This is a genomic window from Pseudomonas sp. PDM24 (assembly GCF_019218905.1).
Classification (GTDB): domain Bacteria; phylum Pseudomonadota; class Gammaproteobacteria; order Pseudomonadales; family Pseudomonadaceae; genus Aquipseudomonas.
The window spans coordinates 816,787-827,704 of record NZ_JAHUWR010000002.1 but is presented as its reverse complement, the minus strand read 5'-3'; the positions used below and the strand labels follow the sequence as shown (position 1 = coordinate 827,704).

10 protein-coding genes and 1 pseudogene are annotated in these 10,918 nt (G+C 56.6%); 9 read left to right on the top strand and 2 right to left on the bottom strand.

Annotated elements, in window-relative coordinates:
• Positions 1–669: 669 nt before the first annotated feature.
• Both KW837_RS11710 and KW837_RS11705 read right to left on the bottom strand, forming a co-directional pair.
• Positions 670–1,890, bottom strand: a complete 1,221-nt coding sequence (locus KW837_RS11710; RefSeq protein ID WP_218395819.1) for a CaiB/BaiF CoA-transferase family protein — start codon at positions 1,888–1,890, stop codon at positions 670–672.
• A 13-nt stretch (positions 1,891–1,903) separates the two neighbouring features.
• Complete coding sequence (locus tag KW837_RS11705) at positions 1,904–3,085, bottom strand: acyl-CoA dehydrogenase (RefSeq protein WP_030129615.1); 1,182 nt, start codon at positions 3,083–3,085, stop codon at positions 1,904–1,906.
• A 157-nt stretch (positions 3,086–3,242) separates the two neighbouring features.
• Here KW837_RS11705 and KW837_RS11700 point away from each other — a divergent pair, with 157 nt between their 5' ends.
• From KW837_RS11700 to KW837_RS11660, 9 genes and pseudogenes are all read left to right on the top strand, one after another.
• The gene (locus tag KW837_RS11700) at positions 3,243–4,142 is read left to right on the top strand and encodes a LysR family transcriptional regulator (RefSeq protein WP_192345256.1); all 900 of its coding nucleotides are present in this window, start codon (positions 3,243–3,245) and stop codon (positions 4,140–4,142) included.
• 434 nt (positions 4,143–4,576) lie between these two features.
• Positions 4,577–5,698, top strand: coding sequence for a Re/Si-specific NAD(P)(+) transhydrogenase subunit alpha (locus KW837_RS11695; RefSeq protein WP_123358427.1), 1,122 nt, complete (start codon positions 4,577–4,579; stop codon positions 5,696–5,698).
• Positions 5,699–5,713: 15 nt separating this feature from the next.
• Positions 5,714–6,037 (top strand): NAD(P) transhydrogenase subunit alpha, encoded by a 324-nt coding sequence (locus KW837_RS11690; protein WP_003187010.1) that lies wholly within the window; start codon positions 5,714–5,716, stop codon positions 6,035–6,037.
• On the top strand, positions 6,037–7,488 hold the full coding sequence (locus tag KW837_RS11685; RefSeq protein ID WP_218395817.1) for an NAD(P)(+) transhydrogenase (Re/Si-specific) subunit beta: 1,452 nt from the start codon (positions 6,037–6,039) through the stop codon (positions 7,486–7,488). The genes KW837_RS11690 and KW837_RS11685 overlap by 1 nt, the downstream gene beginning before the upstream one ends.
• Positions 7,489–7,677: 189 nt before the next feature.
• A complete protein-coding gene (locus KW837_RS11680) occupies positions 7,678–9,171 on the top strand; it encodes an acetyl-CoA hydrolase/transferase family protein (RefSeq protein WP_218395815.1) in 1,494 nt (497 codons plus the stop codon).
• Positions 9,172–9,490: 319 nt separating this feature from the next.
• Positions 9,491–9,706, top strand: a complete 216-nt coding sequence (locus tag KW837_RS11675) for a DUF1127 domain-containing protein (RefSeq protein ID WP_007902752.1) — start codon at positions 9,491–9,493, stop codon at positions 9,704–9,706.
• A 211-nt stretch (positions 9,707–9,917) separates the two neighbouring features.
• Positions 9,918–10,029: pseudogene (locus KW837_RS11670) on the top strand (DUF1127 domain-containing protein); the annotation flags it as partial.
• Positions 10,030–10,166: 137 nt separating this feature from the next.
• The gene (locus tag KW837_RS11665; protein WP_008067730.1) at positions 10,167–10,484 is read left to right on the top strand and encodes a DUF2388 domain-containing protein; all 318 of its coding nucleotides are present in this window, start codon (positions 10,167–10,169) and stop codon (positions 10,482–10,484) included.
• A gap of 107 nt (positions 10,485–10,591) precedes the next feature.
• Positions 10,592–10,909 carry a DUF2388 domain-containing protein gene (locus KW837_RS11660; protein ID WP_007902758.1) on the top strand — a complete coding sequence of 106 codons (318 nt, stop codon included), beginning with the start codon at positions 10,592–10,594 and terminating at the stop codon, positions 10,907–10,909.
• Positions 10,910–10,918: the final 9 nt, after the last annotated feature.

The window sequence follows — 10,918 nt, the reverse complement described above, 5'->3', positions numbered from 1 at the left end:
ATCAAACTCTTCAGTTCAAACATCTTTGGGTTTTTAAGAAACCCTAAACTTGGCTCAGCAATCGTTGGTTACATCTTTGATTTCTCGCGGAGTAACTTGTGATGCTGATAATCTTGTTGACTATCAGCCTGACTCCACAAGCACCCACACGAATTGCTTGATTCAGTTGTTAAAGAGCGGTTGGTTAAGATCTTTCGTCTCAACCGAGGCGCGCATTCTACAGCAGCCTCCGTTACTGTCAAGCGGTTATTTTCAGAAGTTTTCAAAGTTTCGCTTGGAAATCTTTAACAACTTCAACCACTTGCGCTTCCGATCTCTCGTTAGCGGGAGGCGAATTCTACAGCGTTACTCGCTGCTGTCAACACCTCTTTTTCTCCGCTTTCGACCGAGATGATCGAACCGCCAAAAGAGCCAAACAACACCGCTCTTTCAACTCCTTCTGGCTTCGATGAACTGAAGCGTAACCACTGCCGAAAACTGCGTAACTCTTTGCTTAGCAAGGAGTTTTCCGTTTCGACTGCGCCGGAAGTGGGGCGAATTATAGACGTCCAGAATCTGCCGTCAACCTCTAATTACGCTTTTCTATCAATAACTTGCGGAACGCCGGAAAACTGCGCATTCCCCTCTATATAGGAGAGCAAAACCAGCCCTGCTATATAGAAGGAATGCTCAGAGCACTCCAGACGCCTTGAACCCAGCAACGACTCCGGCATCCAGACCCAACACCCGCTGCAGAACCTCCAGCGTGTGTTCACCCAACAAAGGAGGCGCACTACGGTACTCCACCGGAGTCTCGGACAGACGTATCGGGCTCGCAACCTGCGGCACCATCCCGGCCAAAGCATGAGGCAGCTCAATGGCCAACCCCCGCGCCTGAACCTGAGGATCGGCAAACATCTGAGCCAGATCATTGATCGGTCCGCATGGCACGCCTGCCTGCTCCAGCTGCACCACCCACTCAGCAGTAGTCTTGAACACGGTCACCTGGCGAATCAGCGGAATCAATACTGCTCGGTTAGCCACCCGCAGTTTGTTGGTCGCAAAACGTGGATCATCCGCCCACTGCGGCTGACCAGCCACCTGCGCAAACTTGCGGAACTGCCCATCATTACCCACAGTGAGGATGAAGTCGCCATCGGCTGTAGGAAAGTCCTGATAAGGCACGATATTCGGGTGAGCGTTGCCCAGGCGTTTAGGCGCAACGCCTGTAGTCAGGTAATTCATCGCCTGATTGGCCAGACAAGCCACCTGAACATCCAGCAATGCCATGTCTATATGCTGACCGCCACCGCCCTGATCCCGATGAGCCAAGGCCGCCAGGATCGCTACTGTTGAATAGAGCCCGGTTAAAATATCTGTCAGCGCCACACCGACTTTCACCGGACCCGCGCCTTCATCTCCTTCGGGACGACCGGTCAAACTCATCAGACCGCCCAAGCCCTGGATCATGAAGTCATAGCCAGCACGCTTGGCATACGGACCTGTCTGACCGAATCCAGTGATCGAGCAATAGATCAGCTTCGGATTAATCGTCCTGAGCGACTCATAGTCCAACCCATAAGCCGCCAGACCACCGACCTTGAAGTTTTCAATGAGAATGTCCGACTTCGCCGCCAACTCACGCACCAACTGTTGACCCTCTGGCCGCGTGAAGTCGATGGTCACTGATTGCTTATTGCGATTGGCGGACAAGTAATAGGCCGCCTCACTGGTGTTCTCGCCATAGGCGTCTTTAAGGAACGGAGGCCCCCAGGCGCGCGTGTCATCGCCATTGCCCGGGCGCTCGACCTTGATGACTTCAGCGCCAAGGTCCGCCAGGATCTGCCCGGCCCAAGGCCCGGCAAGTACCCGCGATAAATCCAGTACCCGTAGATGCGAAAGCGCGCCCATGACCGTTCTCCTATTAATAGAACGCCTGGATGCCGGTCTGCGCGCGACCGAGGATCAGTGCGTGGACGTCATGCGTACCTTCATAGGTATTCACCACTTCCAGGTTGACCAGATGCCGAGCGACACCGAACTCATCGGAGATGCCGTTGCCACCCAGCATGTCGCGCGCCATGCGAGCGATGTCCAGGGACTTGCCACAGGAGTTGCGCTTCATCATCGACGTAATCTCGACGGCAGCAGTGCCTTCATCCTTCATACGCCCCAGACGCAGGCAGCCTTGCAGCGCCAGAGTGATTTCGGTCTGCATGTCAGCCAGCTTCTTCTGGATCAACTGTGTGGCCGCCAATGGACGACCAAACTGCTTACGATCCAGGGTGTATTGGCGAGCGGTGTGCCAGCAGAACTCGGCAGCGCCCAGCGCGCCCCAGGAAATGCCATAACGCGCCGAGTTAAGGCAGGTAAAAGGACCTTTCAAACCACGGACATCCGGGAAGATGTTCTCTTCAGGGACAAACACGTTGTCCATGACGATCTCGCCGGTGATGGATGCACGCAGGCCAACCTTGCCGTGAATCGCCGGAGCGCTAAGGCCTTTCCAGCCCTTCTCCAGAACAAAACCACGAATGTCGCCCGCGTCGTCCTTACCCCAAACCACGAACACATCGGCGATCGGGCTGTTGGTGATCCACATTTTGCTGCCGGTGAGGCTGTAGCCGCCTTCCACTTTACGTGCACGAGTAATCATCGCGCCCGGGTCGGAACCGTGGTCAGGCTCGGTTAGACCGAAGCAACCGATCCATTCACCCGAGGCCAGCTTCGGCAGGTATTTCTGTTTCTGTGCTTCGGTACCGAATTCGTTGATCGGCACCATGACCAGCGAAGACTGCACGCTCATCATCGAGCGATAGCCGGAGTCGACACGCTCGACCTCACGGGCAATCAGACCGTAGCTGACGTAGTTAAGGCCGCTTCCACCGTATTGCTCAGGAATGGTCGCACCCAACAGACCCACTTCGCCCATCTCACGGAAGATCGCCGGGTCGGTCTTCTCATGACGGAAAGCTTCGAGAACGCGTGGCGCGAGCTTCTGCTGAGCGAATTGCTGAGCCGTGTCGCGAATCATGCGTTCTTCTTCAGTGAGCTGTTGATCCAGCAGCAGGGGATCGATCCAGTTGAAGCTAGCTTTACCGCCCATGAGTGAGTCCTCTCGAATCGGGTCAAATAACGTGGAGTGATCCTAGGCCGGGTTTGGCTTCACGACAAACGAGGATTTTGCATACTGTTGTGCTAATTTCTCACTCCGTAACGTCGCAACATAGCCTATATGCGATGTATTAGTGAGGTTGACGTACATGCGCAGAAAGATCCCCAGTACAACCGCCCTGATCAGTTTTGAAGCTGCAGCGCGCCACGAGAGCTTTACCAAGGCCGCCCAGGAACTTTCCCTCACGCAGGGAGCGATTTGCCGACAGATCGCCAGCCTAGAGGAGTTCCTCAGCGTCGAACTGTTCCGGCGCTCGCGACGCGGAGTGAAGCTGACGGAGGCCGGGCTTTCCTACAGCCGCCGAGTGGCTACCCAACTCGATGCGGTTGAACGGGACACCTTGTCAGTGATGGGCCAGCAGGGTGCCAACGTGATCGAACTGGCGGTGGTACCCACCTTCGGCACTCAATGGCTGTTGCCGCGACTCAAGGATTTTCAGCACAAACATCCGGAAGTGACGGTCAACCTCACCAACCGCACCCGCCCCTTCCTGTTTGCCGACACCGACTTCGACGCCGCGATCTATTTCGGCGACGCCGACTGGCCGGGTACCGAATCCCACAGGCTCATGGGCGAAAATCCGATGCCGGTGTGCAGCCCCACGTTACTGGGCAAAAAAACCAACCTGAGCCCCAGGGAAATCGCCGAACTGCCCCTACTACAGCAGACCACACGCCCTTATGCCTGGCGCCAGTGGTTCAACTCTCAAAGCCTGAATATCCCGCGAGACATGACAGGGCCGCGTTACGAGCTATTCTCCATGCTTGCTCAAGCTGCAATGCACGATATGGGGATCGCGCTGATTCCACCGTTCTTGATTCAGCGCGAACTGACAGAGAAGCGTCTGGTGATTGCCAACGCCCAGGCACTATCGAGCATTAAGGCCTACTACCTGATGATTCCCGAGCGAAAGGTCGAATCAGCCTCTTTAAAGGCATTTCGCGATTGGCTGGTGAATCAGGCACAAGGCTACAGCCTAGAAGGGTAAAGGCTCACACTTATTAGCTGACCCCGTAGTCAGGAAGACAAAAGCACTACAGATATAAGTATTTGTCGCATATTGGCAGACTGTACTGAGGAGTAGCACAAACGTCCTACAAAGGCCTGAATACGTGGCCTTGAGCCTCCATTGGAAGGCAATGACACCTCATTCACCGTGCCGATGTGTAAATTCTTGAATTTTGGACAGAATCCTCACAAGCCACGGCCTGCAAGGGATTGCACTGATCGGTGCGACATTCGGTCACGGGGTGACTTGTAGTTAATTTTCCGTCACCCGTCATAATCCCTTGAAGGGCACAAAGTTCGCCTGCAAAATGCCGCGCCCCGCCCTGATTTAGCGGGATCGTGCTGATCGGCCGCCCCAGCCGCACCATCCGAAGTGCCTGGGTTTACTCAATAAGATCACGCAGGAGATTTGACGTGCACATTGGTGTTCCTCTCGAAACCCAGACGGGTGAAACACGGGTTGCTGCAACCCCGGAAACCATCAAGAAGTTGATCGGCCAGGGTCATAAAGTCACTGTGCAAAGCGGCGCCGGTATTAACGCCAGCGTTGTCGACAGTGCTTATGAAGCGGCAGGCGCGACCATTGGCAGTGCCAATGATGCATTTGGCGCAGAGCTGATTCTCAAGGTGGTCGCCCCCAGCGACAGCGAACTGACGCTGATAAAAAGCGGCACCGTTGTGGTGGGCATGCTCAATCCGTTCAGCAATGAAACCATTGCCAAGCTGGCTGAATGCGGCATTACCGCTTTCGCACTGGAGGCCGCGCCGCGCACCTCCCGCGCTCAGAGCCTGGATGTGTTGTCCTCCCAGGCGAACATCGCCGGCTATAAAGCCGTGTTGCTGGCTGCTCACTACTATCCACGCTTCATGCCGATGCTGATGACCGCTGCGGGTACCGTGAAAGCGGCACGTGTGCTGATTCTCGGTGCTGGCGTGGCCGGTTTGCAGGCGATTGCCACGGCGAAACGTCTGGGTGCAGTGATCGAAGCGTCTGACGTACGTCCTGCGGTAAAAGAGCAGATCGAATCCCTCGGCGCCAAGTTCGTCGACGTGCCTTACGAAACCGATGAAGAGCGCGAATGCGCCGTCGGCGTTGGCGGTTACGCACGCCCCATGCCTGCCAGCTGGATGCAGCGCCAGGCCTTGGCCGTGCATGAGCGCGCCAAGCAGGCTGACATCGTCATTACTACTGCACTGATCCCGGGCCGCAAGGCGCCGACGCTATTGAGCGCGGAAACCGTGGCGCAGATGAAGCCAGGCTCCGTGGTCATCGACCTCGCGGCCGCTCAGGGCGGCAACTGCCCGCTGACAGTGGCCGATCAGGTGGTCGTCGAGAATGGCGTGACCATTTGCGGCCCGACCAATCTGGCCGGCGCCGTCGCGGCCGATGCTTCGGCACTGTACGCGCGCAACCTGCTGGACTTCCTGAAGCTGGTCTTCAACAAAGAAGGCCAGTTTGAAGTGAACCTCGAAGACGACATCGTCGCCGCGTGCCTGATGTGCCGCGACGGCCAAGTCATCCGCAAAAACGCCTAAGCAGGGATTCAGACGATGGAAGAGCTTATCTCCCCCGGTATCTACAACCTGATCATCTTCGTGCTGGCGATTTATGTCGGTTATCACGTGGTATGGAACGTTACCCCTGCACTGCATACGCCATTGATGGCAGTGACCAACGCCATTTCAGCGATTGTGATCGTCGGCGCCATGCTGGCGGCCGCGTTGACCGTGACCCCACTGGGCAAGACCATGGGCACCCTGGCGGTGGCTCTGGCGGCGGTGAACGTGTTCGGTGGTTTCCTCGTGACTCGCAGAATGCTTGAGATGTTCAAGAAAAAAGCCCCGAAAGCCGTAAAAGAAGAGGCGCCCAAGTAATGAGCATGAATCTGGTAACGACGCTCTACCTGATCGCGTCGATCTGCTTCATCCAGGCCCTCAAAGGCCTGTCGCACCCAACCACATCGCGGCGCGGCAATGTCTACGGCATGCTCGGCATGGCGTTGGCGATCCTCACTACTATCGGCCTCATTTATAAGCTGGGCGCGCTCTCTTTTGAGCAAGGCAGTGCTACTGCCGGCATCGGTTACGTCATCGTCGGCCTGCTGGTCGGCGGCACCGCCGGTTCGATCATGGCCAAGCGCGTTGAAATGACCAAGATGCCGGAACTGGTCGCCTTCATGCACAGCATGATCGGTATGGCCGCAGTGTTCATCGCTATCGCGGCGGTGGTCGAGCCGCAGTCTCTGGGCATCGTTAAACACCTGGGTGATTCGATTCCGGCGGGCAACCGTCTGGAACTGTTCCTCGGCGCAGCCATCGGTGCAATCACCTTCTCCGGTTCGGTGATCGCGTTCGGCAAACTGTCGGGCAAGTACAAGTTCCGCCTGTTCCAGGGCGCACCCGTACAGTTCAGCGGTCAGCACAAGCTGAACCTGCTGCTGGGTCTGGCGACGCTGGCACTCGGCATCACCTTCATGCTGACCGGCAATCTAAGCGCGTTTGCTCTGATGCTGGCCCTGGCCTTCGTGATGGGCGTGCTGATCATCATCCCGATCGGCGGTGCAGACATGCCCGTCGTGGTGTCGATGCTCAACAGCTACTCCGGCTGGGCAGCAGCGGGAATCGGCTTTTCGCTGAACAACTCGATGCTGATTATTGCCGGCTCGCTGGTGGGCTCAAGCGGTGCGATCCTCTCGTACATTATGTGCAAGGCGATGAACCGCTCCTTCTTCAACGTACTGCTCGGCGGTTTCGGCAATACGGCAGACGCTGCCGGCCCGGCAGGTTCGAAGGAAGCCCGCCCGGTGAAATCCGGCTCGGCCGACGACGCGACCTTCCTGCTGACCAACGCCGACACCGTGATCATCGTTCCAGGCTACGGCCTGGCGGTCGCTCGGGCACAGCACGCTCTGAAAGAGCTGACCGAGAAGCTGACCCACCGTGGTGTGACCGTGAAGTATGCGATTCACCCGGTTGCGGGTCGGATGCCTGGGCACATGAACGTACTGCTGGCCGAGGCCGAAGTGCCTTACGACCAGGTGTTCGAGATGGAAGACATCAACTCCGAGTTCGGTCAGGCCGACGTGGTGCTGGTGCTGGGTGCCAACGACGTGGTTAACCCGGCGGCCAAGAACGATCCGAAATCGCCGATTGCCGGCATGCCGATTCTCGAGGCGTTCAAAGCCAAGACCATCATCGTCAACAAGCGCTCGATGGCCAGCGGCTATGCCGGTCTGGACAACGAACTGTTCTACCTGGACAAGACCATGATGGTTTTCGGCGATGCCAAGAAAGTCATCGAAGACATGGTCAAAGCCGTCGAGTAATACCCTTCGGCAAGCTGAACGCCCCGACTCGTCGGGGCGTTTTTGTTTGTGGCTGTTACCGATCCTGTAACGGTGTTTTGTCTGAAAGGCCCAGAATAGACGGCCCGAATGCGACCTTGGTAGCGGGACGGACACTGATCAAATTCACTAGACTGCGCACCTTGCTTCCGTTGCCCGAGATAACAATCCATGTACCGTGACCGTATTCGCTTGCCTTCGTTGTTGGATAAGGTGATGAGCGCCGCCGAGGCTGCCGCTCTGATTCAGGACGGCATGACCGTCGGCATGAGCGGCTTTACCCGAGCCGGCGAAGCCAAGGCTGTGCCTCATGCCCTGGCCGAGCGTGCCAAGGTCGCGCCGCTGAAAATCACCCTGATGACCGGTGCCAGCCTGGGCAACGACCTCGACAAACAACTGACTGAAGCCGGCGTACTGTCGCGACGCATGCCGTTCCAGGTGGACAGCACCCTGCGCAAGGCGATCAATGCCGGCGAAGTCATGTTCATCGACCAGCACCTGTCGGAAACCGTAGAGCTACTGCGTAACCAACAACTCAAGCTACCGGACATCGCGGTGATCGAAGCCGTGGCAATCACTGAGCAGGGCCATATTGTGCCGACCACCTCGGTAGGCAATTCGGCCAGCTTCGCGATTTTCGCCAAGCACGTGATCGTCGAGATCAACCTGGCGCACAACCCGAATCTCGAAGGCCTGCACGACATCTATATCCCGACCTACCGGCCGACCCGCACCCCGATTCCGTTAGTGAAGGTCGACGACCGCATCGGCAGCACCGCCATCCCGATACCGCCGGAAAAAATTGTCGCGATCGTGATTACGAACCAGTCCGACTCGCCATCCACTGTCCTGCCGCCGGACAGCGACACTCAGGCCATTGCTGATCACCTGATCGATTTCTTCAAACAAGAAGTGGCTGCCGGTCGCATGACCAACAAACTCGGCCCGCTGCAAGCCGGTATCGGCACTATCGCCAATTCGGTGATGTGCGGCTTGATCGACTCGCCGTTCGAAGACCTGACCATGTACTCCGAAGTGCTGCAGGATTCGACTTTCGACCTGATCGACGCCGGAAAGCTGAGCTTTGCGTCGGGCAGTTCGATCACCCTGTCGAGCCGGCGCAATGCCGATGTGTTCGGGAATCTGGAGCACTATAAGGACAAGCTGGTCCTGCGCCCCCAGGAAATCTCGAACCATCCCGAAGTAGTGCGGCGCCTGGGCATCATTGGTATCAATACTGCGCTGGAGTTCGACCTGTACGGCAACGTCAATTCCACCCACGTCTGCGGCACTCGGATGATGAATGGGATCGGCGGCTCCGGCGATTTCGCGCGCAATGCGCACTTGGCGATCTTTGTCACCAAGTCGATTGCCAAGGGCGGCGCGATTTCCAGCGTGGTCCCCATGGTCAGCCACGTCGACCACACAGAACATGACGTGGACATTCTCGTGACCGAAGTAGGTTTGGCCGACCTGCGGGGCCTGGCACCGCGTGAGCGCGCCAGGGTCATCATCGACAACTGCGTTCACCCGGACTATCGCGCAGCCTTGAATGACTACTTCACTGCCGCTTGCGCAGTCGGCGGGCATACCCCGCACATCCTTCGCGATGCCCTGAGTTGGCACATGAACCTGGAAGAAACCGGGCGCATGCTGGCGGTGTAATTAATACAGATTGCAGCTGACGCAAACACAGTTTCGTCAGCTCGCGGTGATAACACTCCATATCGTCAAAAACTGTACTGCTGTACCGGTCTTTTCCTACGGCATTCACCTACCTTTTGCGTTGAAATGATCAAAAATGCACCTATTTGGTGCGCATAGGTACAGTTGCCTCAATTTCGACCAGTACACTGCCTTTTAACAGTTAACTGGTCTCTCACAATACAGGTGAACTGTATCTACAGAGACTGGCCAAACGGGAGGATCATTGGCATCAGTTAAACCACTACCTAATCCCGCCATAAGCGGAAGGATGTCAACCATGGAACGTACACTCAGTTCCGAACTGTTCTTCGAAGATACTGCTGCAAAAACCCAGGCTTCCATGCCTCTGCGCGTTATCGCCAACCTGATGCTGTGGCAGCGCCGCATCTCCAGCCGCCATCAACTGGCTCGCCTGGATTCGCGTCTGCTGGCTGACGCAGGGATTAGCGAAGCACAGCGCTACGAAGAGCTGAGCAAGCCGTTCTGGCGCTAAGTTAGCGTCGCTGGCTCTGATCCTACGGATCCACCGCCAGCAACCCGAATTGAACAAACAAAACCCGTCGTGGGAAACCACGACGGGTTTTGTCGTTTTGGAGCGTTCACATTGGGCCGTACAGAAGATATAACCTTAAATAGGTACAGTTTATACATTCAATAAATTTAACCAGTACAATTTCATCGGAGTGTGTCTGGGCCATAGGCGTAGGGCTCGAACCCGACGGTTGCTGGGCCAACTCAATGATCAACAGCTCTCGGATCTGGGCATCAGCCATGCCGAGCGCCTCAACGAAGTGGACAAAACCGTTCTGGCGCTAATTTCCTCCCTTGGCAGACAGGGGCTGTTCTAACCGATATGCACAGGCCTAATATCCAGATAGAACGTGGCGATCGCTTTACGACAGGCGTCTGATCCTGAGCCACTTCTAAATCGGTCTATCCAAAGGAGCTACCCCATGTCCCGTCTTCGTTTGCTCAGCGCTGCCGCCCTGCTTGCCGTTGCTGCCAATTCCCACGCCACCAGCTTTATCGTGACCACCGATTCCATTGTCGGTGGACTGAAGGCGTCCTCTGATGCAACGTCGGATGTCTCGTCTTCCTTTCGCGACGACAAAATCGTCCGTGCAGCCCGTGACGATGCCGCTAGCTTCGTTGCCAGTGAAGGCGCCATTCGTGGTGTAAAACTGGAAAGTGCTCTCGACCATATCCGCCAACAGGCTCCACAACTGAATGCGACCGATGCACAGCTGGCCCAGGCCATCCTGACGATCTAAGCGACAGCTCTGAAGTGGGGCACGCCCGTCGTGTCCCAATGTTTCGACGCTGGCTCTAGCCCGGGCATTGCGCTAGCCTTGGGACTCGCTTTTAGCTATCGAGTCTCATTCGTTTTCTTTCAAGTATTTCGATCACTGCGGTTTTTCTGGCGGCTTGCTGGTCGGGTTCGGCCCACGCCTTCGATGCTTTCAACCTGTCTACGCAAGGCACCGTGGCCAGTGGTTATGCCACCAGCATGGTGACCTCAGCGCCCTTCGACCATAAACTGCTGATCGCCGCCCGGGATGACGCTGCCGCGTTCATTGCCAGTGACGGTCAACTGCGAGGATCACAACTGGAGGCCGCGTTGATTTACCTGCGCCGGACCCAGCCAAAACTTCATGCCAGCGACCTTGAACTGGCGCAAGCAATTCTCGTCCAATAGTTATCCCTT

Excerpts from the sequence above, each read along its gene's own strand:
- KW837_RS11710 (WP_218395819.1), bottom strand. The coding sequence starts at position 1,890 with ATGGGCGCGCTTTCGCATCTACGGGTACTGGATTTATCGCGGGTACTT.
- KW837_RS11705 (WP_030129615.1), bottom strand. The coding sequence starts at position 3,085 with ATGGGCGGTAAAGCTAGCTTCAACTGGATCGATCCCCTGCTGCTGGAT.
- KW837_RS11700 (WP_192345256.1), top strand. The coding sequence starts at position 3,243 with ATGCGCAGAAAGATCCCCAGTACAACCGCCCTGATCAGTTTTGAAGCT.
- KW837_RS11690 (WP_003187010.1), top strand. The coding sequence starts at position 5,714 with ATGGAAGAGCTTATCTCCCCCGGTATCTACAACCTGATCATCTTCGTG.
- KW837_RS11685 (WP_218395817.1), top strand. The coding sequence starts at position 6,037 with ATGAGCATGAATCTGGTAACGACGCTCTACCTGATCGCGTCGATCTGC.
- KW837_RS11680 (WP_218395815.1), top strand. The coding sequence starts at position 7,678 with ATGTACCGTGACCGTATTCGCTTGCCTTCGTTGTTGGATAAGGTGATG.
- KW837_RS11675 (WP_007902752.1), top strand. The coding sequence starts at position 9,491 with ATGGAACGTACACTCAGTTCCGAACTGTTCTTCGAAGATACTGCTGCA.
- KW837_RS11665 (WP_008067730.1), top strand. The coding sequence starts at position 10,167 with ATGTCCCGTCTTCGTTTGCTCAGCGCTGCCGCCCTGCTTGCCGTTGCT.